Source organism: Variovorax sp. GW821-FHT10C12 (assembly GCF_059415405.1).
Genome location: NZ_JBWKNE010000001.1, coordinates 1,694,402 through 1,717,975, shown reverse-complemented (window position 1 = coordinate 1,717,975; position 23,574 = coordinate 1,694,402). Strand labels below are relative to the sequence as shown.

General features: G+C 68.0%; 21 protein-coding genes and 1 tRNA gene. 17 read left to right on the top strand and 5 right to left on the bottom strand.

Annotated elements, in window-relative coordinates; genetic code table 11:
- Positions 1 to 18 precede the first annotated feature (18 nt).
- The 7 genes from purD to rng are packed head-to-tail and all read left to right on the top strand — an operon-like array spanning position 19 to position 6,202.
- A complete protein-coding gene (purD, locus tag AC07OH_RS08125; protein WP_095948656.1) occupies positions 19 to 1,317 on the top strand; it encodes a phosphoribosylamine--glycine ligase in 1,299 nt (432 codons plus the stop codon).
- The gene (hemF, locus tag AC07OH_RS08120; RefSeq protein WP_139701687.1) at positions 1,317 to 2,237 is read left to right on the top strand and encodes an oxygen-dependent coproporphyrinogen oxidase; all 921 of its coding nucleotides are present in this window, start codon (positions 1,317 to 1,319) and stop codon (positions 2,235 to 2,237) included. Before purD ends, hemF begins: the two co-directional genes overlap by 1 nt.
- Entirely contained in the window at positions 2,234 to 2,866 is a 633-nt protein-coding gene (gene nadD / locus AC07OH_RS08115; RefSeq protein WP_495300241.1) for a nicotinate (nicotinamide) nucleotide adenylyltransferase, read from the top strand. The genes hemF and nadD overlap by 4 nt, the downstream gene beginning before the upstream one ends.
- Entirely contained in the window at positions 2,866 to 3,561 is a 696-nt protein-coding gene (gene rsfS / locus AC07OH_RS08110) for a ribosome silencing factor (RefSeq protein WP_062470113.1), read from the top strand. The genes nadD and rsfS overlap by 1 nt, the downstream gene beginning before the upstream one ends.
- Positions 3,558 to 4,025, top strand: coding sequence for a 23S rRNA (pseudouridine(1915)-N(3))-methyltransferase RlmH (gene rlmH / locus AC07OH_RS08105; RefSeq protein WP_070060813.1), 468 nt, complete (start codon positions 3,558 to 3,560; stop codon positions 4,023 to 4,025). Before rsfS ends, rlmH begins: the two co-directional genes overlap by 4 nt.
- A gap of 40 nt (positions 4,026 to 4,065) precedes the next feature.
- Entirely contained in the window at positions 4,066 to 4,668 is a 603-nt protein-coding gene (locus AC07OH_RS08100; protein ID WP_095745437.1) for a Maf family protein, read from the top strand.
- A 7-nt stretch (positions 4,669 to 4,675) separates the two neighbouring features.
- Positions 4,676 to 6,202, top strand: coding sequence for a ribonuclease G (gene rng / locus AC07OH_RS08095; protein ID WP_153284119.1), 1,527 nt, complete (start codon positions 4,676 to 4,678; stop codon positions 6,200 to 6,202).
- 33 nt (positions 6,203 to 6,235) lie between these two features.
- Here the strand turns inward: rng and AC07OH_RS08090 are convergent, their stop codons facing one another.
- The 3 genes from AC07OH_RS08090 to AC07OH_RS08080 all read right to left on the bottom strand — a co-directional run bounded on the left by AC07OH_RS08090 (position 6,236) and on the right by AC07OH_RS08080 (position 9,437).
- Positions 6,236 to 7,567 carry an MFS transporter gene (locus AC07OH_RS08090; protein ID WP_495300240.1) on the bottom strand — a complete coding sequence of 444 codons (1,332 nt, stop codon included), beginning with the start codon at positions 7,565 to 7,567 and terminating at the stop codon, positions 6,236 to 6,238.
- A gap of 107 nt (positions 7,568 to 7,674) precedes the next feature.
- A complete protein-coding gene (gene kce / locus AC07OH_RS08085) occupies positions 7,675 to 8,607 on the bottom strand; it encodes a 3,5-dioxohexanoate:acetyl-CoA acetone transferase (protein WP_070060809.1) in 933 nt (310 codons plus the stop codon).
- Between the two features lie 47 nt (positions 8,608 to 8,654).
- Entirely contained in the window at positions 8,655 to 9,437 is a 783-nt protein-coding gene (locus AC07OH_RS08080; RefSeq protein ID WP_492727003.1) for an SDR family oxidoreductase, read from the bottom strand.
- Between the two features lie 99 nt (positions 9,438 to 9,536).
- On the opposite strand from AC07OH_RS08080, the gene AC07OH_RS08075 reads away from it, so the two are divergent.
- The gene (locus AC07OH_RS08075; protein WP_495300239.1) at positions 9,537 to 10,286 is read left to right on the top strand and encodes a GntR family transcriptional regulator; all 750 of its coding nucleotides are present in this window, start codon (positions 9,537 to 9,539) and stop codon (positions 10,284 to 10,286) included.
- Positions 10,287 to 10,289: 3 nt separating this feature from the next.
- Here AC07OH_RS08075 and msbA read toward each other — a convergent pair whose 3' ends face one another.
- On the bottom strand, positions 10,290 to 12,074 hold the full coding sequence (gene msbA / locus AC07OH_RS08070) for a lipid A export permease/ATP-binding protein MsbA (RefSeq protein ID WP_495300238.1): 1,785 nt from the start codon (positions 12,072 to 12,074) through the stop codon (positions 10,290 to 10,292).
- A 163-nt stretch (positions 12,075 to 12,237) separates the two neighbouring features.
- On the opposite strand from msbA, the gene tolB reads away from it, so the two are divergent.
- The 5 genes from tolB to AC07OH_RS08045 all read left to right on the top strand — a co-directional run bounded on the left by tolB (position 12,238) and on the right by AC07OH_RS08045 (position 15,870).
- Positions 12,238 to 13,554, top strand: a complete 1,317-nt coding sequence (tolB, locus tag AC07OH_RS08065; RefSeq protein WP_489061299.1) for a Tol-Pal system beta propeller repeat protein TolB — start codon at positions 12,238 to 12,240, stop codon at positions 13,552 to 13,554.
- Between the two features lie 36 nt (positions 13,555 to 13,590).
- Positions 13,591 to 14,109: a peptidoglycan-associated lipoprotein Pal gene (gene pal, locus AC07OH_RS08060; protein WP_489061297.1), complete on the top strand. Its 519-nt coding sequence runs from the start codon at positions 13,591 to 13,593 to the stop codon at positions 14,107 to 14,109.
- Positions 14,109 to 14,861, top strand: a complete 753-nt coding sequence (gene ybgF / locus AC07OH_RS08055; RefSeq protein WP_489061296.1) for a tol-pal system protein YbgF — start codon at positions 14,109 to 14,111, stop codon at positions 14,859 to 14,861. Before pal ends, ybgF begins: the two co-directional genes overlap by 1 nt.
- Before the next feature lie 63 nt (positions 14,862 to 14,924).
- Entirely contained in the window at positions 14,925 to 15,743 is an 819-nt protein-coding gene (locus AC07OH_RS08050) for a tRNA threonylcarbamoyladenosine dehydratase (protein WP_495300237.1), read from the top strand.
- Between the two features lie 51 nt (positions 15,744 to 15,794).
- Positions 15,795 to 15,870 (top strand) — tRNA-Lys (locus AC07OH_RS08045).
- A gap of 217 nt (positions 15,871 to 16,087) precedes the next feature.
- On the opposite strand, the gene AC07OH_RS08040 is transcribed toward AC07OH_RS08045, so the two are convergent.
- A complete protein-coding gene (locus AC07OH_RS08040) occupies positions 16,088 to 18,445 on the bottom strand; it encodes a TonB-dependent receptor (protein WP_495300236.1) in 2,358 nt (785 codons plus the stop codon).
- A 284-nt stretch (positions 18,446 to 18,729) separates the two neighbouring features.
- On the opposite strand from AC07OH_RS08040, the gene AC07OH_RS08035 reads away from it, so the two are divergent.
- The 4 genes from AC07OH_RS08035 (at position 18,730) to AC07OH_RS08020 (ending at position 23,561) form a co-directional block, all read left to right on the top strand.
- Entirely contained in the window at positions 18,730 to 19,239 is a 510-nt protein-coding gene (locus AC07OH_RS08035) for a sigma-70 family RNA polymerase sigma factor (protein WP_495300235.1), read from the top strand.
- Positions 19,229 to 20,251, top strand: a complete 1,023-nt coding sequence (locus AC07OH_RS08030; RefSeq protein ID WP_495300234.1) for a FecR domain-containing protein — start codon at positions 19,229 to 19,231, stop codon at positions 20,249 to 20,251. The genes AC07OH_RS08035 and AC07OH_RS08030 overlap by 11 nt, the downstream gene beginning before the upstream one ends.
- 182 nt (positions 20,252 to 20,433) lie before the next feature.
- Positions 20,434 to 22,815: a TonB-dependent siderophore receptor gene (locus AC07OH_RS08025; RefSeq protein ID WP_495300233.1), complete on the top strand. Its 2,382-nt coding sequence runs from the start codon at positions 20,434 to 20,436 to the stop codon at positions 22,813 to 22,815.
- An 11-nt stretch (positions 22,816 to 22,826) separates the two neighbouring features.
- On the top strand, positions 22,827 to 23,561 hold the full coding sequence (locus AC07OH_RS08020; RefSeq protein ID WP_495300232.1) for a DUF4198 domain-containing protein: 735 nt from the start codon (positions 22,827 to 22,829) through the stop codon (positions 23,559 to 23,561).
- Positions 23,562 to 23,574: the final 13 nt, after the last annotated feature.

Genomic DNA, 23,574 nt, shown 5'->3' with positions numbered 1-23,574 from the left:
ACAAACGAAAGCCCGCGAATGAAGGTACTGGTGATTGGAGGAGGAGGCCGCGAGCACGCACTGGCGTGGCGGCTGGCGCAGGGCAACCGGGTCAGCCGCGTCTACGTGGCGCCCGGCAACGGCGGCACCGTGAGCGACGAACGCTACGACTGCATCGACATCACCGAACCCGCCGCGCTGCGCGAGTGGGCGATGGCCGAGAAAATCGCGCTGACCGTGGTCGGCCCCGAGGGGCCGCTGGCGGCGGGCGTGGTGGACGAGTTCCGCGCGCACGGCCTGCGCATCTTCGGCCCGACACAGGCGGCTGCGCAGCTCGAAAGCTCCAAGGCCTTCTCGAAGGCCTTCATGAAGCGCCACAAGATCCCGACGGCCGAATACGAGGCCTTCACCGACGCCGCCGCGGCCCATGCGTACATCGACGCCAAGGGCGCGCCCATCGTCGTCAAGGCCGACGGCCTGGCCGCCGGCAAGGGCGTGGTGGTTGCCATGACCGCGCAGGAGGCCCACGAAGCTGTCGACTTCATGCTGGTCGACAACAAGTTCGGCGTGTCGCACAACGAAGGCGGCGCACGCGTCGTCATCGAAGAATTCCTGCAGGGCGAAGAAGCCAGCTTCATCGTGATGTGCGACGGCAAGAACGTCGCCGCGCTGGCCACCAGCCAGGATCACAAGCGTCTGCTCGATGGCGACGAAGGCCCGAACACCGGCGGCATGGGCGCGTACTCGCCCGCACCGGTGGTCACGGCCGAGGTGCATGCGCGCGCCATGCGCGAGATCATCCTGCCGACCATCCGCGGCATGGAAAAGGACGGCATTCCGTTCACCGGCTTCCTCTATGCCGGTCTCATGATCGACGCGGCCGGCCAGCCCAAGACGCTCGAATTCAACTGCCGCATGGGCGACCCCGAGACGCAGCCGATCATGATGCGCCTCAAGTCCGACCTGTTCGAGGTGTTCTGGCACGCCACCGACGGCACGCTCGACCAGGTCGAGCTGCAGTGGGACCGGCGCGTGGCGCTGGGCGTGGTGATGGCCGCGCACGGCTACCCGCTGTCGCCGCGCAAGGGCGACCGCATCAGCGGCATCCCGGCCGAGGCGCCCGATGCCGTCGTGTTCCACGCGGGCACCACGCTTGAGAATGGCGAGCTCAAGACCAGCGGCGGCCGCGTCCTCTGCGTGACCGTGCTGGCCGACAGCGTCAAGCAGGCGCAGCAGCGCGCCTACGAGGTCGCGGCGCGCGTGCAGTTCGACGGTGCGCAGTACCGCAAGGACATCGGCTACCGCGCCCTGAGCGCGCGCAACACGCCCCAATCCTGATGCCAGCCACCCAGCCGAAGGCGGTCGGCGACTACCTGCGCGGACTGCAGCAATCGATCATCTCGGCGGTCGAGGCGGCGGACGGCGGCAGCGCGGTGCGCGACGCCTGGCAGAAAGAGCCCGGCGAGCCGCTGCAGGGCAGCGGCCTGACCTGCATCCTCGAAGGCGGCGCGCTGTTCGAGCGTGCCGGCGTCGGCTTCTCGCAGGTGCGCGGCGCCAAGCTGCCGCCCTCGGCCACGCAGAACCGCCCCGAGCTGTCGGGCGCGCCGTTCGAGGCCATGGGTGTGTCGCTGGTGTTCCATCCGCGCAATCCCTACGTGCCGATCGTCCACATGAACGTGCGCATGCTGGCCGCGCAGCCCGCGGGCGGCGGCGATCCGGTGTGCTGGTTCGGCGGCGGCATGGACCTCACGCCGTGCTACGGCTTCGAAGAGGACGCGGTGCACTTTCACACCGTGTGCCGCGATGCGCTCGCTCCCTTCGGCGCCGACAAGTACCCGCGCTTCAAGACCTGGTGCGACGAGTATTTCTTTTTGAAGCACCGCAACGAGCAGCGGGGCATCGGCGGCATCTTCTTCGACGACTTCGCCGAAGGCGGCATCGAGAACGGCTTTGCGCTGATCCGTTCGGTCGGCGATGCCTTCCTGCAGGCCTACCTGCCGATCGTCGAACGCCGCCGCGGCATGCCGTACGGCGAGCGCGAGCGCGAGTTCCAGCTGTACCGGCGCGGGCGCTATGTCGAGTTCAACCTCGTGTGGGACCGCGGCACGCACTTCGGCCTGCAGTCGGGCGGGCGCACCGAATCGATCCTGCTGTCGATGCCGCCGCTCGCGAGCTGGGCCTACCGGCAGCAGCCCGAAGCAGGCAGCCCCGAAGCCGCGCTGTACAGCGACTTCATCGTGCGCCGGGACTGGGTGTGAGCCCCACCGGTTCCGCTTTGCGCATCGGCGTCTTCGGCGGGGCCTTCGACCCGCCGCACAACGCCCACATCGCCCTGGCCGAAGCTGCCTTGGCGCAGCTCGACCTGACGGAGTTGCACGTCATTCCCACGGGGCAGGCCTGGCACAAGAGCCGCACGCTCACGCCGAAGGAAGACCGCCTCGCGATGGCGCAACTGGCCTTCGGTGAGCTGCAAGGCAAGGTCGTCATCGACAGCCGCGAGGTGTTGCGTGACGGCCCGACCTACACGCTCGACACGCTGCATGAATTGCAGAAAGAACAGCCCGGCGCACAGCTCGTGCTGGTGATGGGCGCGGACCAGGCGGCGGCCTTGCCGACCTGGCACGGCTGGCAGGATATACTCGGCATTGCTATCGTTTCTGTAGCGTATCGCGCACTATCGACGGGTGACGTCACTCGTTTTGATCCGAAACAGCTGCCCGGCCTCCCGGCTGGCGCGCGTTTCGAGGCGCTTGAACTGCCTGCCGCCATGGACACCAGCGCCACCGATATCCGGCGGCGCGTGGCGTCGGGTGTGGACATTTCCTCGCTGGTTCCGCCCACGGTTGCACGCTATATTGACCAACACCACCTCTACCGCTCTGCCTGATGACCACTGAAGCCGCCGCCAAAAAAGACATCCAAAAACTCCAGCGAGCCATCATCGATGGTCTCGAAGACGTCAAGGCGCAGGACATCCAGGTATTCGACACGGAGCACCTCTCGCCGCTGTTCGAGCGCGTGATCGTGGCGTCGGGCACCTCCAACCGCCAGACCAAGGCGCTCGCCTCGAGTGTGCGCGACGCCGTGCGCGAAGCCGGCTTTGCCAAGCCGCGCACCGAGGGCGAGGAAAACGGCGAGTGGATCATCGTGGACTGCGGCGCGGCCGTGGCGCACATCATGCAGCCCGCCATTCGCCAGTACTACCACCTCGAAGAGATCTGGGGCGACAAGCCGGTGCGCGCCAAGCTCGGCGCCACCAAGCCCGCGCTGGCCACCGCCTCGTCCGTCGTCAAGGGCGCCGAAGAGAAGAAGACGGCCGCCGCCAAGACGCCGAGCCTGCGTCGTTCGAGCGCCGCCAAGACCGCGATCCGCGCGGCCGAGCAGGAAGCCAAGGCCGCCAAGGCCCCGGCGAAGAAGGCCGCATCGAAGACCGCGGGCAAGACCGCCGCCAAGAAGGCCCCTGCGAAGAAGTCCGCCACGGGCACCGCACGCGTGCCGGTGAAGGTCGTCGGCAAGCCGGCCGCCAAGAAGACCGCTGCAAAGAAGGCGCCGGCCAAGAAGGCGCCAGCCCGCCGCGCATGAAGCTGCTGGTGGTCGCCGTCGGGCAGCGCATGCCCGACTGGGCGCAGACTGCCTGGGACGACTACGCCAAGCGATTCCCGCCCGAGCTCAAGCTCGAGCTGCGTGCCGTCAAGACCGAGCCGCGCGGCTCCAAGACCCTCGAAACGCTGTATGCCGCCGAGCGCGAGCGCATCGAGGGCGCCATCGCCCGCGGCATGCGCATCGTCGTGCTCGACGAGCGCGGCACCGCACTCACCACCAAGGCGCTGGCCGCACGGCTACAGACCTGGCAGGGCGAGGGCGACGACGTCGCGCTGGTCATCGGCGGCCCCGACGGGCTCGACCCGGCCTTCAAGGCCGCGGCGCACGAACGCATCCGCCTGTCCGACCTGACCCTGCCGCATGCCATGGCGCGCGTGCTGCTGGTCGAACAGCTCTATCGGGCGTGGTCGGTCAACGCGGGCCATCCGTACCACCGGGAATGACCACGGGGCCGGCGGTGGGGCCCACCACGGAGACCTGAACTTGCCTGACTTCATCTACCTCGCGTCGCAAAGCCCGCGCCGCGCCCAATTGCTCGGCCAGCTCGGCGTGCGCCACGAACTGCTGCTGGCCGGCCCCGACGAAGACGCCGAGGCGCTCGAGGCCTTGCTGCCGAACGAGTCGCCCACCGCCTACGTGCAGCGCGTCACCGCCCTCAAGCTCGATGCCGCCGTTGCGCGCCGCAAGCGCCTCGGCTTGGCCGATGCGCCCGTGCTCTGCGCTGACACCACCGTCGCGCTCGGCCGCACCATCCTCGGCAAGCCCGAGGACGCACGCGATGCCGAACGCATGCTCGCGCACCTGTCCGGCGCCACGCACCGGGTGCTCACCGCAGTTGCACTGCAGAACGGCCGTCGCCGCCATGCGGCGCTCAGCGTGTCGCGTGTGCGCTTCGCCACGCTCACCAAGAAGCAGGTCGCGGCCTACGCCGCCAGCGGCGAGCCGCTCGGCAAGGCCGGCGCCTACGCCATCCAGGGCGCGGCGGCTGCGTTCGTGGAGCACATCAGCGGCTCCTATTCGGGCATCATGGGACTCCCCATGTTCGAGACCGCGCAGCTGCTTCGAGGCGTCGGTTTCAATACTTAAGACATCCATGCAAGACATCCTGATCAACTGGTCTCCGCAGGAGACCCGTGTGGCGCTGGTCGAGCACGGCGCGGTGCAAGAGCTGCACGTCGAGCGCACGCTCGAGCGCGGGCTGGTCGGCAACATCTACCTGGGCAAGGTCTCGCGCGTGCTGCCGGGCATGCAGTCGGCCTTCATCGACATCGGCCTGGAGCGCACCGCCTTCCTGCACGTGGCCGACATCGTTTCGCCGTTCACGCCGGGCTCGCGCCCGAGTGCCACGCCGCCCGAGCGCGACCACCGCAACGGCGGACCGATGGTGCCCATCGAGAAGCAGGTGTTCGAAGGCCAGTCGCTGCTGGTGCAGGTCATCAAGGACCCGATCGGCACCAAGGGCGCGCGGCTGTCCACGCAGATCAGCATCGCGGGCCGGCTGCTGGTGTTCCTGCCGCAGGACAACCACATCGGCGTGTCGCAGAAGATCCCGCCCGACCAGCGCGAGTCGCTGCGCAACCGCATGCTGGCGCTCATCGAGGCAGCAGCGGCCGCCGAGAGCGGCGGCGTGGTGCCCGTGAACACGGGCGGCTTCATCCTGCGCACCAACGGCGAAGACGCCGCCGACGCCGAGCTGGCCGAAGACATCGCCTACCTGCGCAAGACCTGGACCCGCATCCGCGAGGCCTCGGGCCGGATGCCCGCCATGTCGCTGCTGCACCAGGACCTGAGCCTGCTGCAGCGCGTGCTGCGCGACATGACGAGCGAAGACACGCAGACCATCCGCATCGACTCGCGCGAGCAGTTCGAGGTGCTGCTCAAGTTCGGCCTCGAATTCATGCCACAGGCGGCCGGCAAGCTGCAGCACTACAAGGGCGAGCGGCCGATCTTCGACCTGTATTCGGTCGACGAGGAAATCGCGAAGGCGCTGGGCCGGCGCGTCGACCTGAAGTCGGGCGGCTACCTCGTGGTCGACCAGACCGAGGCGCTGACCACCGTCGACGTGAACACCGGCGGCTTCGTCGGTGCGCGCAACTTCGACGACACCATCTTCAAGACCAACCTCGAGGCCGCGCAGGCCATTGCGCGGCAGCTTCGCCTGCGCAACCTGGGCGGGATCATCATCGTCGACTTCATCGACATGGCGCGCGACGACCACCGCGAGCAGGTGCTGGCCGAGTTCCGCAAGCAGCTCGCCCGCGACCGCGTGAAGACCACGGCCGGCGGTTTCTCGCAGCTGGGCCTCGTCGAGATGACGCGCAAGCGCACGCGCGAATCGCTGGCCCACATGCTGTGCGAGCCCTGCGTGGCCTGCAGCGGGCAGGGCATCGTGAAGACCGCGCGCAGCGTGGCCTACGACGTGATGCGCGAGATCCTGCGCGAGGCGCGTCAGTTCACGCCGCGCGAGTTCCGCATCGTCTCGTCGCCGCAGGTCATCGAGCTGTTCCTCGACGAGGAGAGCCAGCACCTCGCGGGACTGAGCGACTTCATCGGCAAGCCGATCTCGCTGCAGTCGGAGCCGGCGATCGGGCAGGGGCAGTACGACATCGTGCTGCTCTGACGGTGGGAGCGCGCGGCCCGTGGCAACGACGGGTCAGCGCTTCGATTCCTGGCCTTGCCGCATCCAGACGCTGGCCAGCGCGGCGGCCACCAGCATTCCGGCGATCAACAGCAGGCCGTTCTTCGTGCTGCCCGTGCTCTGCTCGATCCAGCCCATCACCGACGGGCCGATGAAGCCGCCTACGAGGCCGCAGGTGTTGACCAACGCGAGTCCGCCTGCCAGCGCCACGCCGGCCAGCCGTGACGACGCGAACAGGAAGATCACGGACTGCACCACGAAGAACATCGAGCCCGTGAGGCAGAAGCCGGCCAGCGCGACGGCCGGGCTCGCGAAGGCTGCAATCAGCAAGCCCACCGCCATCGAGACCAGCCCGACCAGCAGCAGGCGCCGGCCGCGCTGCGGCGTGACCGCGAGCCGCGGCAACGCAATGGCGCCGACGGCGGCGACCACCCAGGGCAGCGAGTTGAGCGCGCCGATTTCCAGCGGCGAGAGCTTGCCGTAGGTGCCGATGATGCTCGGCAGGAAGAAGATCACCGTGTAGATGCTGATCTGGTGGCAGAAGTAGACAAAGATCGCCAGCCAGATCTGCCGGTCGACCAGGCAGGCGCGGAACGACTCGCCGACCTGGCCGTTGGCCACGTCCTCGGCGCGTTCGGCGGCGAGCTGGCGTTCGATGGCCTGCGCCTGCGGGCGCGTGAGCCAGCTGGCACTCGAAGGCCCGTCGGGCAGCTTGCGCCAGACCACGAAGGCCAGCGCCACGGCGGGCAGGCCTTCGAGCACGAACATCCATTGCCAGCCGTGCCAGCCCCACAGGCCGTCCATCTGCAGCAGCGCGCCGCCGACCGGGCCGCTGAGGATGTTCGCGATGCACACGCCGAGCAGGAAGTAGCCCGTGGCGCGTGCGCGGTCCTTGCGGCCGAACCAGTAGTTCAGGTACAGCATCACGCCCGGGAACAGGCCGGCTTCCGCCGCGCCGAGCAGGATGCGCATCACGTAGAACGAGGTCTCGCCCGTGACGAAGGCCATGCCGGCCGACAGCAGGCCCCAGGTGATCATGATGCGGGCGATCCACCAGCGGGCGCCCACGCGGTGCATCACCAGATTGCTGGGCACTTCGAGCAGCGCGTAGCTCAGAAAGAACAGCCCGGCGCCCAGCCCGTAGGCGGCCGCCGAGATGCCGATGTCCACGGCCATGTGGCTCTTGGCCAGCGCGATGTTGGTGCGGTCGATGAAGCTGATCACATAGGCCAGCACCAGCAGCGGCATGAGCTTGCGGAAGATCAGCGCATTGAGCGAGGCCTGTTCGTCGACGGCCTGGCTGGCGCGCAGGCCCGGCGGCGTGGCGGGGATGGATGGGTGTTGCATGGGATGTCTCTCTCCTGTCCTGTCGTGTTCTGGCGGAAGGTCGTCGGCGGGAGCCGGCGGGCGTGCAGATGCGGCCCGGTCATGGGCCGGGCGGTTCTGGCGCGGGGCTAGAAGTCGACGTTCGCCGCGCCCTTGAGCCCGAGGATCTCGCGGGCTTCGGCGGGTGTCGCGATGTCGATGTTCAGGGCCTCCAGCACGGCGCGGATGCGCAGCACCTGTTCGGCGCTCGATGCGGCGAGCCGGCCCGGGCCGATCCACAGCGAGTCTTCGAGCCCGACGCGCACGTGCGCGCCCATGGCCGCGCCGATGGTGGCCAGCGGCAGCTGGTTGCGGCCGGTGCCGAGGATCGACCATTCGAAGCGGTCGCCGAACAGCCGCGCGGCGGTGCGGCGCATGTGCATCAGGTCTTCGGGATCGGCGCCGATGCCGCCCAGGATGCCGAAGACCGTCTGCACGAAGACCGGGGCCTGCACCAGCCCGCGGTCCAGGAAGTGCCGCAGGTTGTTGAGGTGGCTCACGTCGTAGCACTCGAACTCGAAGCGCGTGCCGTTGGCGTTGCCGAGCTTGAGGATGTTCTCGATGTCGGCGAAGGTGTTCTTGAAGATCAGGTTGCGGCTGTTCTCCAAGTGCTCGCGCTCCCATTCATGCGCGAAGGACTTGAAGCGTTCCAGCATCGGAAAGAGGCCGAAGTTCATCGAGCCCATGTTGAGCGACGCGAGCTCGGGCTTGAAGGTGGTGGCCGGGCGCATGCGCTCCTCGACGCTCATGTGCGGGCTGCCGCCGGTGGTGATGTTGATCACCGCATCGGTCGCGGCCTTGATCTTCGAGAGGAAGGGGCGGAACAGGTCCGGGTCCTGCGACGGGCGGCCGTCCTTCGGGTCGCGCGCATGCAGGTGCAGGATCGCGGCGCCGGCGCGGGCGGCTTCGATCGACGCTTGCGCAATCTCGTCGGCCGTCACGGGAAGGTGCGGCGACATGCTGGGTGTGTGGATGGCGCCCGTGGGGGCGCAGGTGATGATGGCTTTGGGGCGTTGGGCCATGAGGTGTCCGGAAAGAAGAAGAGGGAAGGAAAGGGAATGCGAGCGGATCAGCTCAGTGCCTGCGTGTGGCCGTCCACCACGAGCTCCTGGCCCGTGACGCTGGCGGCCAGGTCGCTGGCGGCGAACAGCACCATGTTCGCGATGTCCGTGGCCGTGACCATGCGGCCCAGCGCGGCCTGCGCGGTGTAGGCGCGCGTCACTTCGTCGAGCGGCTTGCCCAGCGCCTCGGCCTTGGCGGCGATCACCGCGCGGATGCGCGGACCGTCGACCGCGCCCGGCAGGATCGCGTTGACGCGGATGCCGTCGGCGCCAAGTTCGAGCGCCAGCGTTTTCGTGAAGCCGATGACGGCCCACTTCGAGGCGGAGTAGGGCGAGCGCCCCGGCATGCCCAGGTGCCCGGCGGCCGAGGACAGGTTGATGATGGCTGGCAGGCGGCCCTTGCGCAGCCGCGGCACGGCCAGCCGCACGCAGAGGAACTGGCCGGTGACGTTGACGGCCATCGTGCGTTCCCAGTCGGCGAGCGAGACGGTCTCGACCGGACCGGTGGGGCCGGCCACGCCGGCATTGTTCACCAGCACATCGAGGCCGCCGAGTTCGCGGTCGACGGCCTCGAAGAGGCGGGCCACGTCGTCCTCGTTCGACACGTCGGCGACGCAGCGGCCCACCTCGGGCAGTTCACGCGCCAGCTGGTCGAGGCTGGCAGCCTGCACGTCGCAGACGAAGACCCTGGCGCCCGCCGCCGCGAAGCTGCGCACGATGTCCAGGCCGATGCCGTTGGCACCGGCGGTGACGAGCACGCGTCGGCCGGCGAGGGAGTTGTTGTTCCACATGCTGAAGAGATCCTTGAGGTCGATTTTGGAATGACGTGGATCGTATATCTGTGATCACAGATAAATCATAGGGAATACCCCGGCCATATACTTCGACGCATGAGCCTCACCGATCTCGTCACCCCCCTGAAGCGCCAGACGCTCAGTGCCAACGTCTACGACCTGTTGCGCGACCTCGTGATGAGTGGGCAGATGATGCCGGGCGAGCAGATTTCGTTGCGCAGCGCGGCCGAGGCGCTGGGCGTGAGCGTGATGCCGGTGCGCGAGGCGATGCAGCGCCTGGTGGCCGAGCAGGCGCTCGAACTCACGCCCAGCCGCACCTTGCGCGTGCCCCGGATGACGGCGGCGCAGTTCAAGGAAATCACCACCATCCGCACCAACCTCGAAGGCCTGGCCACGGAGCTGGCGGCCTCGGCATCGGGTGCGGTGGCATTGCGCGACATCACGCGCTGGCACGACGAGTTCGCGGCCGAGATGAATGCGGCGAGCCCGGACGGCTCGAAGCTCGTCACCTTCAACAAGGAGTTCCACTTCGCGGTCTACGCCGCCGCCGACATGCCGGTGTTGTTGCAGATGATCGAGGCGCTGTGGCTGCGCATCGGCCCCATCCTCAACTACGACCTGCGGGCCGGCTCGCGCCGCGTGGGGGACAAGGTGGCGATGTCGCACCATGCGGCGCTGCTGGCCGCGCTGAAGCGCCGCGACGGCGCCAAGGCCCGGGCCGCGCTGCAGGGCGACATCGAAAGCGCCGCGGAATTCATCCTGTCGACGGGCGTGCTGGTGTCTGATGGCACGCTGCCGCCGCAGAACGCTGTGCTGGCGGCGAAGAAGGCGCGCGGCGCGCGCTGAGGGTCAGAGCGTCGGGTCCTGCCCCGGCGCCGCGCTGCGCACCGCCAGCGTCTGAAGACGCGCATAGAGCCCGTCACGCGCCATGAGCTGCTCGTGGCTGCCTTGCTCGGCGATGCGGCCTTGCTCCATCACGATGATGCGGTCGGCGTGCTGGATGGTCGACAGGCGGTGCGCCACGATCAGCGTGGTGCGGCCTTGCATCAGGCGCTGCAGGGCGTCCTGCACCAGCCGTTCCGATTCGGTGTCGAGCGCCGACGTGGCTTCGTCGAGCAGCAGCACGGGCGCGTTCTTGTAGAGCGCGCGGGCAATCGCCAGCCGCTGGCGCTGGCCGCCCGACAGTTGCGTGGCGTTGTGGCCGAGCACGGTTTCGATGCCCTGCGGCAGCGTCTCGACGTGCGCGCTCAGGTTGGCCGCCTCGAGGCAAGACTGCACGCGGGCGAGGTCGATGTCGCCACCGAGCGCCACGTTGGCGGCGAGCGTGTCGTTGAGCATGACCACGTCCTGGCTCACCATGGCGAACTGGGCGCGCAGGCTCTTGAGTCGCCACTCGCTGGTGTCGTGGCCGTCGAGCAGCACCTGGCCGCCGCTGGGTTGCACGAAGCGCGGCAGCAGGTTGACCAGCGTGGTCTTGCCCGAGCCCGAGGGGCCGACGAAGGCCACCACCTGGCCCGGCTCGATGACGAGGTTCACGCCGTCGAGCGCGCGCTGTTCGTCGTCGCCGCGGTAGCTGACCTGCACGTTGCGCAGTTCGATGTGGCCTTGGGCGTGTGCGACGCTGAAGGTGCCCTGCGATTCGGGCGCCACCTCGTCGATGAGGATCAAGCCGCGCTCAAGCGCCGCCAGGCCACGCGTGATCGGCCCCGCGACTTCGGCCAGGCGGCGGATCGGCGCGATCAGCATCAGCATGGCCGTGATGTAGGCGACGAAGCCGCCCACCGTGAAGCCCTGCTTGCCGCTTTGCCACAGCGCGATCATCACCACCACCGACAGCGCCAGCGAAGCCATCATCTGCGTCAGCGGCGTGGTGGCGGCCTGGGCGATGGTGGACTTCACGGCCAGGCGGTTGAGGCGCTGGCTCAGTTGTTCGAAGCGGCGCTCCTGCGCCTGCTCCGCGCCGTGCAGCCGCACCACGCGGTGGGCCAGCACGTTTTCCTCGACCACGTAGGCCAGCTCGTCGGTGGCCTGCTGGCCCTGCTGCGTGAGCTTGTACAGGCGCTTGGAGAACACCTTCATGATCCAGGAGATGCTGGGCACCAGGAAGGCGACGATGAGCGTGAGCTTCCAATTCAGGTAGACCAGATAACCCAGCAGCGCGATCAGCGTGAAGCCGTCGCGCGAGAGCCCGAGCAGCGCCTGCACCAGCAGCATGGCGCCGGTCTGCACCTCGTACACCACGGTGTTCGACAGCGCGCTGGCCGACTGCCGCGCGAACAGCGCCAGCTCGGCGCCGAGCAGCCGTTCGAACAGCACGCGGCGCAGCTTCTGCATGCCTTCGTTGGCGATGCGCGAGAGCGCGTACTGCGAAATGAATTGGGCGATGCCGCGCACCGCGAACAGCAGCAGCACGGCGGCCGGGATGAACCACAGCGGCATCTCGCCGCGCGTGAAGCCCCGGTCGAGCAGCGGCTTGAGCAGGGCGGCCATGAGCGGCTCGGTGAGCGCGGCCAGCAGGGCGCCGATCAGCCCCACGGCCCACCATTGGCGCGAACTGCCGAACCAGGTCATGAGTCGCGCCAGCCGGCGCATGAGGGGAGGGCGGGCGCTCTCGCTGCCGGGGGATGCTTGCATATGGCGGCGGATTTTACGGGGCTGCTCCGACCGCCTTTTTGAGGGGCTGTAGGACCATTTCGCCGGATAAACGTTTTGTGACGGCGGGTTCAACCCAGTGTGTAACATGTGGCCCGTGAAACGCCGGGGAGAAACTTTTTACCCGGAAACCTCTCCGAACCGCATGAACAAGCCGTTGCCAGATCTTTCCCCAACTCCTTCTTCATCGTTGATTGCGCGCCGCAGCCTCATCGCGGCCCTTGCTGCCTCTCCCATGCTTCCCGCCATGGCCCAGTTCCGGGTCGAGGTCTCGGGCGTGGGGCTGACGCAGCTGCCGATCGCGCTCGTGCCCTTCAAGGGGCAGGACGCCTCGCCGCAGAAGATTTCCGACATCGTTCAGGCCGACCTCGAACGCAGCGGCCAGTTCCGCGGCGTCGATGCCTCAGGCCAGGCACTCGACGAGTCCTCGCGCCCCGACCTCGCCCTGTGGCGCCAGCGCACCGCCGATTCGCTCGTGGTGGGCAGCGTCAGCCGGCTGGCCGATGGCCGCTACGACGTGCGTTTCCGCCTGTGGGACGTCGTGAAAGACCGCGACCTCGGCGGCCAGAGCTACACCGTGCCGCAGGGCGACCTGCGACTGGCGGCCCACCGCATCGCCGACTACGTGTATGAAAAGCTGACCGGCGACAAGGGCATCTTCTCGACCCGCATCGCCTACGTCACCAAGGGCGGCAGCCGCTACTCGCTGTGGGTGGCCGACGCCGACGGCGAGAACGCGCAGGCCGCGCTGGCCAGCCCTGAGCCGATCATCTCGCCCTGCTGGTCGTCCAACGGCCAGCAGCTGGCGTACGTGTCCTTCGAGTCGCGCAAGCCCGTGGTCTACGTGCACAACGTGGCCAGCGGCCAGCGCCGGCTGCTCGCCAACTTCAAGGGCTCCAACAGCGCCCCGGCCTGGGCACCCGACGGCGGCTCGCTGGCCGTCACGCTCAGCCGCGACGGCGGCTCGCAGCTGTTCACCATTCCGGCCAGCGGCGGCGAACCGCGTCGCCTGACCCAGAGCTCGAGCATCGACACCGAGCCGGTGTACTCGGCCGACGGCAGCACGATCTACTTCGTGAGCGACCGTGGCGGCGCGCCCCAGATCTACAAGATGAGCGCCGGTGGCGGCAACCCGACCCGGGTCACCTTCAGCGGCACCTACAACATTTCTCCATCTGTCAGCGGCGATGGCCGGTGGTTGGCCTACATCTCGCGGGTCGGCGGTGCGTTCAAACTCCACGTGATGGAGTTGGCCAGCGGCAATGTCGCCGCGATCACCGACACCACGGCCGACGAGAGCCCGAGCTTCGCACCCAACAGCAAGCTGATCGTCTATGCCACGCACCTGCAAGGTCGCGAGGCGCTCATGACGACCACGCTGGACGGAAAAATCAAGGCCCGCCTGGCGGGCCAGGCGGGAGACATCCGCGAACCGGACTGGGGTCCGTTTCAAAAGCAATAAGCATTGACCAGATAAATTTACTTGAGGAGTTCGCAAATGTTGAAACGTACGATCTATTCGCTCGCCATCGTGGCGCTCATCGCCGGTTGCTCTTCGGGCACCAAGCTCAACGAAACGCCGGTCTCCGACCGCACCGGCACGGCTGGCGGCCAGCAAGGCGGCGCGACCGCCGTGGCGCCCGTGACCATCGACCCCAACGCCAACACGGCGCAAGGTCCGGTCGGCGTGGCACGCATCGTGTACTTCGACTACGACAGCTACACGGTCAAGCCCGAGTTCCAGTCGGTGATCGACGGCCACGCGCGCTTCCTCAAGGGCGCCACGCAACGTCGCATCTCGATCGAAGGCCACACCGACGAGCGCGGCGGCCGCGAGTACAACCTGGCTCTCGGCCAGAAGCGTTCCGAAGCCGTGCGCCGTGCGCTCACGCTGCTGGGCGTGAACGACAGCCAGATCGAAGCCGTGAGCTTCGGCAAGGAAAAGCCCGCGGCCCAAGGCTCGGGTGAAGAAGTGTGGGCGCAGAACCGCCGCGCTGAAATCCGCTACACCCGGTGATGCAGCCACGTGCCCTGTGGCGAGGCGCGGCCCTCGCCGCCGCCTTGCTCTGCGCGTCGGCCGGCTCGCAGGCTGCGCTGTTCGAGGACGACGAGGCCCGCAAGGCCATCCTCGACCTGCGCCAGCGCGTCGAAGCCATGCGCCAGCAGACCGACCAGCGCCTGGCCGACGAAAACGGCCAGCTGCGTCGCAGCCTGCTCGACCTGCAAAGTCAGATCGAGCAGATGCGCGGCGAACTGGCACGCATGACCGGCCAGAACGAACAGCTCACGCGCACGCTGAGCGAAATGCAGTCGCGCCAGACCACGATCGACGACAAGCTCAAGCAGAACGAGCCCTCCAAGGTCTCGATCGACGGCCGCGAATTCAACGCCGATCCGAAGGAAAAGGCCGATTTCGAAGCGGCCCTGGGCATCTTCCGCGCGGGCCAGTTCGCGCAGGCCCAGACCGCCTTCGCCGAGTTCGTGAAGCGCTATCCGCAAAGCGGCTACAACGCGTCCGCGCTGTTCTGGCTCGGCAATGCGCAGTACGCCACGCGCAACTACAACGAAGCCATTGCCAATTTCCGCTCGATGCTCTCGCTCGCACCCGACCATGCCAAGGCGCCCGAAGCCGTGCTGTCGATCGCGAATTGCCAGATCGAACTGAAGGACACGCGCGCCGCACGCCGCACGCTGGAAGACCTGGCCAAGGCCTACCCGCAGTCGGAAGCTGCACAGGCCGGCCGCGAGCGCCTGTCGCGCCTGCGTTGACGCAATGATCGTTTCAGCGGAGCTGTCCGCTTGAGCGCTTCACCCGAAGCCTCCTCGCTCCCCATGGCCGCCGCGGATGTCGTCACCGACACCGCGGCGCCTGACTTTGCGCGCCGCTTCGGTGGCCTCGAGCGCCTCTATGGCGTGGCCGGTGCCGCGCGCATCCGCCATGCCCATGTGCTGGTCGTCGGCATCGGCGGCGTGGGCTCGTGGGCTGTCGAGGCGCTGGCACGCAGCGGAGTGGGGCGCCTGACGCTGATCGACCTCGACCACGTGTCGGAGTCGAACATCAACCGCCAGATCCACGCGCTCGACTCGACGGTGGGGCAGGCCAAGGTCGAAGCCATGCGCGAGCGCATCGCGCAGATCAATCCCGAGTGCCAGGTGCTCGCCATCGACGAGTTCGTCGAGCCCGACAACTGGGCTTCGCTGCTCGACACCGCGCAAGCCACTCATGGGCCCGTTCACGCGGTCATCGACGCCTGCGACCAGGTGAAGGCCAAGCTCGCCATGGCTGCATGGGCGCGCTCGGTGTCGCGCAGCACCGCGTTCATCGCCGTGGGTGCGGCGGGCGGCAAGCGGCAGGCGCACAAGGTCGACATCGACGACCTGTCGCTCGTCACCCACGACCCGCTGCTGGCCCAGCTTCGCCAGCGGCTGCGCAAGCTGCATGGCGCGCCGCGCGAAGGCCGCAAGATCGGCCTGGCCTGCGTGTTCAGCCGCGAGAGCGTGGCGCCGCCCGATGCGTCCTGCCAGATCGATTCGGGCGACGGTTCGCTCAACTGCCACGGCTACGGATCGGTGGTCAGCGTGACCGCCACCTTCGGTCAATGTGCGGCAGGGTGGGTGCTCGACGGAATTGCGAGAAACAGCACGCTATAATCCAAGGCTTTGCCGGATTCGACGTCGGCAAGAAGCAAGAAAAATGGTTCCGGGACGTTAGCTCAGTTGGTAGAGCAGCGGACTTTTAATCCGTTGGTCACTGGTTCGAATCCAGTACGTCCTACCAGAACCCCCCAATCAATCCTCATGTGCTGCAAGCACCTGAGGATTTTTTTATGGGCGGCGCGAAGCCGGTGGTTGGCTTCGCGGCAGGTCGCCCGGCAGTGCAGCAGAGAGCGGGCCGGGCCCGCCTTCGACTGTGCACCTGAACAAACGACAACGCCGCGCGGATGCAGATGCATCCGCGCGGCGTTGTCTTGTGGGCGCCGTTCAGGCGCCGGGGATCAGAACGAGAAGGTACCCGTCAGCGAAGCCGAGCGGCCCGCGCCCACCGTCGCGTAGTGCGAGGCATAGGCCTTGTCGAAGTAGTACTTGTTGGTCAGGTTCTGGATGTTCAGCTGCAGGCTGAAGTTCTTGTTGACCACGTAGCTCACCATGGCGTCGTACTTCACGTACGACGGAATCCACTTGGTGTTGTTGACGTTGCCGTACTGCTTGCCCACGTAGGTCGCGCCGCCGCCGATGGTGAGGCCGGGCATGACGGTGTAGGTGGTCCACAGCGTCGCGCTGTTGCGCGGCGTGTTCGGGAACGCATTGCCGTTGAAAGGCGAGGGCGTGTACACGCCGTTCGTCAGGGCAAAACCGTTGTCCGTGAGCTTGGCGTCCAGGTAGGTGTAGCCGCCGAACACCTGCCAGTCGCGGGTGATGCTGCCGGCCAGGCCGAACTCCACGCCTTGTACGCGCTTCTTGCCCACGTTCTGCGTGCTGCCGTCCGCCGCGACGGTGCGGGCGTTCTTCATGTCGGTGCGGAAGATCGCCGAGGTCAGGACCAGGCGGCGGTCCAGCACTTCCCACTTTGTGCCGAGCTCGAAGCTGCGGCTTTCCTGCGGCTTCAGGTTGCGGATGGCCGCCGAGATGCCGTCGGCGCCGTCACCGCCGTCGGTGCCCGGAGGCGTCGACGAGGTGCCGTACGACACGTAGATGCTGCCGTTGGGCGCCGGCTTGTAGACCAGGCCGGCCTGGTAGTTCAGGAACGAGGCCTTGTTCTCCAGCTCGATGCCCGGCACCACGCCGCCCGGGCGTACGGCGAGGCTGGTCGAGCCGCTGAGGGCGGTGCTCGGCACCGCCGCCGTGACGGCGATGGGCGTGGCGTAGGCCGGCGTGACTGCGCGGGTCTTGTAGTCGTCCCAGCGCAGGCCCAGGTTCAGCGACCACTGCGGGTTGAACTCGATCGTGTCGAAGGCATACAGCGAGGTGGTGCGCGTCTTGACCTCGGTCACGGCGGGCGAGCGGGTGATCGCGCCGGTCCAGGGGTCGTACGGGTTCGGGTTCAGCATCGTCGTGCAGTTGAAGGCGCTGCGCACGCCCGAGCCCACGGCGCAGTTCGTGCCGCTGACGGCGCTGCGGGGGTAGGTCTCGTAGCCGGTCTTCAGGTCCTGCAGGAACAGGTAGTTGCCCTTGGTCGTGGCTTCCTTGCCGAGTTCGAGGCCGGCCACGTAGGTGTGCTTCATGCCGGCGGCTTCGAACTTGCCCGACAGGCTGGTCTGGTTGACCAGCGAATCGGAGTCGGACACGCGGTTGTTGGGCCGGCGCCAGATGCCGCCGTTGACCAGGAAGTTGCCGCGGCTGTCGTCGGGCTGCGTCCAGATGTAGTCGTTGGTCGACTGGCTGGAGCGCGTGACGTTGCGCAGCACCATGCCGCCGCCGAAGTCGTGCTTGACGTCGATCGTGCCGGCGTCGACCTTGGTGCGCTGGTAGTCGCGCCCCACGATGCCGTAGTAGGTGCCGCGCGGCACCGCGATGGGCTGGCCGTCGCCGTTGAGCGCCATGTTGGCGCCCGAGCTGAACGGGTTGTTGTACGGAATGCCCGAGTCGGGCAGGTCGTTCGTCTCGTAGTGGTAGTAGCTCAGCGTGACCTGCGTCGGCGAGTTCATGCCGAAGGTCACGCTCGGTGCGATGCCCCAGCGCTTGACGTTGACCGGGCCGCGGCCGGCGATGTCCGACTTGAAGTTCATCGCGTTCAGGCGCGCCGCCACGCTGTCGGAGAGCTTGCGGTTGATGTCGATCGTTTCGCGCTGGTACGAATCGGTGCCCAGGCCGATCGAGCCGCTGAAGAAGTTCTCGGCCTGCGGGGCCTTGCTGACGATGTTGACCGAGCCGCCGGCCGAGCCGCGGCCGCCGAACACGGAGCTGGGGCCCTTGACGACCTCGACCGACTCCACGTTGAAGATTTCGCGCGTCTGTGCGGCGCCGTCGCGCACGCCGTCGACGTAGGTGTCGCTTTGCGAATCGAAGCCGCGGATGAACGGGCGATCGCCCACCGGGTTGCCGCCTTCGCCGGCACCGAAGGTGATGCCGGGCGAGGTGCGCAGCGCGTCGACCAGCGTGGTCGCGCCGGTCTGGCGGATGACTTCCTGGGGAATCACCGTGATCGACTTGGGCGTGTCCAGCAGCGGTGCGGTGAACTTGGGCGAGGCCGACTTCTCGGTCTTGAAGTCGGTCGAGGCTTCGACGCGGACTTCGTTCAGCGTGGACTGTGCATGGGCGGACACCGAGGCGCCGAGGGCCACGAGGGTGGCGGTGGCCGCACGGCCGGAGAGGTAGCGCGCAGGCGAGTGCTTGCGACTTTGGATGTGGGTCATTGCGATTCTTAGTGTTGGAGTGGCCCCGTCGGGCAGGGCGGTCTTGCCTTGGCCGGTTCCGTACAGCAGGGCGGACGCTGGTGCGAGACACGAAGCAAGAGAAGAAATGATAATGACTCGCAATCAGTTCCGTGACTTGCTTTACCTTTGGTTTGCAAATAGACGGGAACTCTTGTCGCAGGATTGCCACACCTTCGGCCCGGTGTGGGAGGCCGAATTCGAAACCATTGACCTACAATGAGAACGATTCGCAATCATATTGATGCTGCGCACCGCACGCTCCCATGCCTCCTTCCGACGCTTCCATCCACCTCGTGCGCACGCTGTACAGCGAGCATCAGCCGTGGCTGCTGGACATGCTGCGCCGCAAGCTCGGCAACGTGGAGAACGCGGCCGACCTGGCGCAGGACACCTTTGCGCGCATCCTCTCGTCGAACGAAGCGGGGCCGCTGCGCGAGCCGCGCGCCTACCTGACGACGGTGGCGAGCCGCATCGCCGCCCAGTACTTTCGCCGCCTGGCGCTGGAGCGCACCTACCTCGACGCGATCGCGCACCTGCCCGAGGCGACCAGCCCGTCGCCGGAAACGCGGCTGCTCGTGCTGGAGGCGCTCACCGCGGTGAGCCGCGTGCTCGACGGGCTCAAGCCGCATGTGCGCGAGATCTTCCTCATGGCGCAGCTCGACGGCCTGACCTACCCGCAGATCGCCGCGCAGCTCGGGCTGTCGCTCAACGTCGTGCAGAAGGCGATGGGCAAGGCCTACCTGCATTGCTATCGCGCCGTCTATGGCGAGTGAGCCCGGCCGTTGGGGCGAGCGCTTGGTGTTCAAGCCGGCCGCCGATTCCGCACGATCGATCGACCCGGCCATCGTCGAACAGGCGGTGGCGTGGCTGGTGAAGATCCAGTCCGGCAGCGCCTCGGTCCGTGAGGGCGAGGCCTGCGACCTCTGGCGCCGCGCGCACCCCGATCACGAACGCGCCTGGCTGCGCCTGAGCGGGCTGGGCCGTGACCTGCGCGAAGGCACGGGCGCCGTGCCTGCGCAGGTCGTCCGCTCGACCCTGCGCGGCGTCGACCACCAGCAGCGCCGATGGGCGCTGAAGGCGATGGCAGGCCTGGGCGCCGGCGCCGTGGCGGCCTGGACGCTGCGGCACGACATCGCCGCGCTGAACGCCGACCACCGTACGGTCGCCGGTGAGCGCCGGCAGGTAGTGCTCGCCGATGGCACGCAGGTCTTTCTGAACACGCGCACCGCGATCGACGTGCGCATCGACACCACGCGTCGCACGCTGCGCCTGCTCGACGGCGAAATCATGGTGACCACCGCCAAGGATGCCGCCGGCCGACCGTTCGTGGTGCTGGGCCGCGACGGCCGCCTCGTGCCCGTCGGCACGCGCTTCGTGGTCCGCGCCTTCGACGACGCCGACGGTCCCCGCAGCGAGCTGACGGTGCTCGAAGGCGCGGTCGATCTGCAGGCGGGCGAGGGCACCTCGGTGCAGCGCGTGCCGGCCGGCCGCCGGGTCGGCTACGGCGCGGGCGGCATCGGCGCATTGCGGCCGCCCGGCGAAGGCGCCGCGGCCTGGACCGACGGCAGCCTCGTGGTCGAGCGCATGCGGCTGGCCGAGTTCCTCGCCGAGTTGGGCCGCTACCGTCCCGGCGTGCTGCGCTGCGACCGCGCGGTGTCGGAAGTGCTCGTGAGCGGCGCCTTCCCGCTCGCCGACATCGACGCCGTGCTGCGCATACTGGAGGAAACGCTGCCCGTGCAGGTGCGTTCGCTGAGCCGCTACTGGGTCACGGTCGCAGCCCGCTGAAGCGGCTTGCAAAAAATCTGCCGGAAAGCGGCAGGTTTCGAAGTCTCGTGCATCAACGGAACAGGAGCTGCGAAATGCTTGATGCAAGCAAGCGGCTCGGGCTTCCTTCATTCCATCGATCACAGAGAGCGCTTCACATGGCATTCATCGCACGGCCCGGACTCCGCTTCCGGCCTTCTCCGTTGGCAACGCTCGCCCGCGCCGCCTGCCTGGCCGCCGCCCTGGGCGTGACGGCCACGGGCGGGCCCTCGGCCTGGGCGCAGACGGCGCAGGCCGCCGGCCCGAGCCGGCCCTACGCCATCGCCCCCGGCTCGCTGGACAGCGTGCTCGGCCGCTTCGGCCGCGAAGCCAACGTGATGATCGCGATCGACCCCACGCTGACGCGGGGCCTGGAGAGTGCCGGCCTGCAGGGCACCTACAGCGTGCCGGAAGGCCTGGGCCATCTGTTGTCGGGCAGCGGCCTGGAGGCGGTGCCCGGTGCCAGCGGCGGCTGGCGCCTGCGCAAGACCATCGGTGCCGCAGCCGCACCGAATGCAGCGGCCGCGCCGGCCGACGGCGCCACCCTGGCCCCGGTCATCGTCAGCGCCCAGCGCGAGCGGCTGTACGACGTGCAGGACGTCAACGCCGGCGCGCTCGGCATCCGCTCGCTGCAAGACCTGCCGTTCGCCGTGGGCTCCTACAGCGTCGACACCATCGAGGCGCAGCGCGCCCGCACCGCCCTCGACGTGTTGCGCAACGACCCGTCCGTCACGCCGACCTCGGGCTTCTCGTCCTTCGACGGCGTGGCCGTGCGCGGCTTCTCGGCCAACACGTTCAACAACGTGCGCCGCGACGGCCTCCTGGCCAACGTGTACAGCGACGTGCCGCTGGAGAACAAGGAGCGCGTCGACGTGCTCAAGGGCCTGTCGGGCTTCCTGTATGGCGTGGGCGAGCCCAGCGGCATCGTCAACTACGTGGTGAAGCGTCCCACGCGCGAGCGCTTTGCCAGCGTGACGGCCGAGGTGCGCACCCAGGGCGGTCGCTATGCAGCTATCGACGCAGGCGGCCCGCTCGACGCCAACGGCACCGTGGGCTACCGCTTCAATGCCGCGACCGAGAAGGTCGGCGACTTCACGCATTTCGGCGACCTGAAGCGCGACTTCCTGAGCGGCGCGGTGGACATCAAGATCAATCGCGACGCACTGCTGCAGCTGGACTTCGACTGGCAGAAGAAATCGCTCGCAGCCAGCGGCATGATCGGCCCGCTCAGCGACGGCACCGTGCTCGCCGCCTCGCGCTTCGACCCGCGCACGCTGGTCGGCCAGCCCTGGGGCCAGTACAAGACCGACGCCTGGAACATCGGCGCGCGCCTCGATTACGCACTCAACAGCAACTGGGACCTGACCGCGCAGCTGGGCTTCAGCCGCAGCAAGCGCAACGCGATCTTCTTCAACGCCTCGCAGATCGCGCCCAACGGCGACGTGCTCAAGGGCAACACGCGCTACGAGGCCGAGCCGTACCCGACCGCGGCGGGGCAGGTGTTCGCCACCGGCCGCGTCAAGACCGGCAGCATCGGGCACGAGACGGTCATCGGTTACTCGTACTCCGGCCTGCAATCGCCCGACGGCGACTACCAGCGCTTCCCGCAGATGATCGGCAACGTGTTCCGGCCGCTGCCTTACCAGCAGCCGTACCTGTCGGACGACACGCACCTGCCCGCAAGCACCGCGCGCCAGAGCAGCGTGTTCGTGAGCGACACGATCAGCTTCACGCCGCAGTGGCAGCTGCTGCTGGGCGCGCGCCACATCAGCTACAGCAGTGACATCGGCAGCAAGTACGACGGCACGCCCAAGTACACGACCCGCGTCACCGTGCCCACGCTGAGCGTGATGTACAAGCCGGCCGAGCACACGACCGTCTACGCCACCTACGGCGAAGGCTTCGAGCAGGGCGCCTACGCACCGAGCTATGCCGAGAACGCGCTGCAGAAGCTCGGCCCCATCAAGAGCCGCCAGTACGAGATCGGCGTGAAGAGCCGCGTGCGCGACGGCCTGATGCTCACGGCCGCGATCTTCGACATGGACAAGCCGCTGCAGGCTGTCACGCCCGCCGACAACATCTTTCGCCAGAAGGGCAACCAGCGCCACCGCGGCGTGGAGTTCACCGCCAACGGCGATATCACGCCGCAGCTGAGCGGCATCGCCGGCGTGTCCTGGCTGGACGCCGAGCAGCGCGACACCGGCGACGCGGCGCTCGAAGGCCGCCGACCCAGCAACGTCGCGCGCTTCCAGGCCAACGTGTTCCTCGACTACCGCCTGAGCGCGGTGCCGGGCCTCTCGTTCAACACCGGCGTCTACCACGTGGGCAACCGGCCGCTGGACCGCGCCAACACCATGATCGTTCCGAGCTTCACGCGCTGGGACCTCGGCGCGGCCTACGTCACGAAGGTGATGGGCAAGGCCTCGGTGATCCGCCTGTCGATCGAGAACGTCACCAACAAGCGCTACTGGAGCTCCGTCAACTACGGCGGCGTGACACAGGGCAACCCGCGCATCGTCCGCCTGGCGACGACGGTGAACTTCTGAAGGGGGCCGTCATGACGACCAAGAAGATCCTTGCGTTCGCCGCATGTGGCTTGTCGATGCTGCTGGCGAGCGGTGTCGCCTTGGCCCACGGCGTGTGGGTGGCACAGCGCGCAGGTGAACTGGCCCTGGTGCTCGGCGAAGGCGCGCTCGACGAAGCCTACGACCCGAAACAGGTGCACGCGGTGAAGGCTTTCACCGCGAACGGCGAGGCCTCGGCCGTCAAGCTGCTGCCGCGCGAGCGCAACGTCGTCGTCGAGCCCGCGGCCGATGCGGCCGTGCTCTCGGTGGCGGTGGAAGACGGCTTCTGGTCGCAAGGCGCCGACGGCAAGTGGGTCAGCGGCTCGCGTGTGAAGGTGCCCGACGCACGCCGCGCGGGCTACTACATGAAGTACGGCACCACGTTGCTCAAGCCGGTACGGATGCCGTTGCAGCCGCTGGGCATGGACCTCGAGATCGTGCCGCTGGTCGATCCGTCGACCTTGCGTCGGGGCCAGTCGTTGCCGCTGCGCGTGCTCTCCAAGGGGCAGCCGGTGGCGGGCGTTGCGGTCATCGCCGACTTCATCGGCCACACCGCAGGCCCGCGTGTGAAGACCGACAAGGCGGGGCGCGCCACGGTCGTGGTGGGCAGCAGCGGTCTCAACGTGGTGGCGGTGTCGCTCAACCGGCCGCGCAGCGACCGGCGCGAAGCCGATGAAGACGGCCTCGAAGCCACGCTGGCGTTCACCCTGCCGCGCGCGGGCGACTGAGCGCGCGCCGCCG

What these genes read in the sequence shown, in the direction of transcription:
- kce (WP_070060809.1), bottom strand. Translation starts at nt 8,607, where the DNA reads ATGGCCCAACGCCCCAAAGCCATCATCACCTGCGCCCCCACGGGCGCC.
- rlmH (WP_070060813.1), top strand. Translation starts at nt 3,558, where the DNA reads ATGAAGCTGCTGGTGGTCGCCGTCGGGCAGCGCATGCCCGACTGGGCG.
- tolB (WP_489061299.1), top strand. Translation starts at nt 12,238, where the DNA reads ATGAACAAGCCGTTGCCAGATCTTTCCCCAACTCCTTCTTCATCGTTG.
- AC07OH_RS08090 (WP_495300240.1), bottom strand. Translation starts at nt 7,567, where the DNA reads ATGCAACACCCATCCATCCCCGCCACGCCGCCGGGCCTGCGCGCCAGC.
- pal (WP_489061297.1), top strand. Translation starts at nt 13,591, where the DNA reads ATGTTGAAACGTACGATCTATTCGCTCGCCATCGTGGCGCTCATCGCC.
- msbA (WP_495300238.1), bottom strand. Translation starts at nt 12,074, where the DNA reads ATGCAAGCATCCCCCGGCAGCGAGAGCGCCCGCCCTCCCCTCATGCGC.
- AC07OH_RS08020 (WP_495300232.1), top strand. Translation starts at nt 22,827, where the DNA reads ATGACGACCAAGAAGATCCTTGCGTTCGCCGCATGTGGCTTGTCGATG.
- rsfS (WP_062470113.1), top strand. Translation starts at nt 2,866, where the DNA reads ATGACCACTGAAGCCGCCGCCAAAAAAGACATCCAAAAACTCCAGCGA.
- ybgF (WP_489061296.1), top strand. Translation starts at nt 14,109, where the DNA reads ATGCAGCCACGTGCCCTGTGGCGAGGCGCGGCCCTCGCCGCCGCCTTG.
- AC07OH_RS08035 (WP_495300235.1), top strand. Translation starts at nt 18,730, where the DNA reads ATGCCTCCTTCCGACGCTTCCATCCACCTCGTGCGCACGCTGTACAGC.
- AC07OH_RS08080 (WP_492727003.1), bottom strand. Translation starts at nt 9,437, where the DNA reads ATGTGGAACAACAACTCCCTCGCCGGCCGACGCGTGCTCGTCACCGCC.
- hemF (WP_139701687.1), top strand. Translation starts at nt 1,317, where the DNA reads ATGCCAGCCACCCAGCCGAAGGCGGTCGGCGACTACCTGCGCGGACTG.
- AC07OH_RS08075 (WP_495300239.1), top strand. Translation starts at nt 9,537, where the DNA reads ATGAGCCTCACCGATCTCGTCACCCCCCTGAAGCGCCAGACGCTCAGT.
- rng (WP_153284119.1), top strand. Translation starts at nt 4,676, where the DNA reads ATGCAAGACATCCTGATCAACTGGTCTCCGCAGGAGACCCGTGTGGCG.
- purD (WP_095948656.1), top strand. Translation starts at nt 19, where the DNA reads ATGAAGGTACTGGTGATTGGAGGAGGAGGCCGCGAGCACGCACTGGCG.
- AC07OH_RS08030 (WP_495300234.1), top strand. Translation starts at nt 19,229, where the DNA reads ATGGCGAGTGAGCCCGGCCGTTGGGGCGAGCGCTTGGTGTTCAAGCCG.
- AC07OH_RS08050 (WP_495300237.1), top strand. Translation starts at nt 14,925, where the DNA reads ATGGCCGCCGCGGATGTCGTCACCGACACCGCGGCGCCTGACTTTGCG.
- AC07OH_RS08040 (WP_495300236.1), bottom strand. Translation starts at nt 18,445, where the DNA reads ATGACCCACATCCAAAGTCGCAAGCACTCGCCTGCGCGCTACCTCTCC.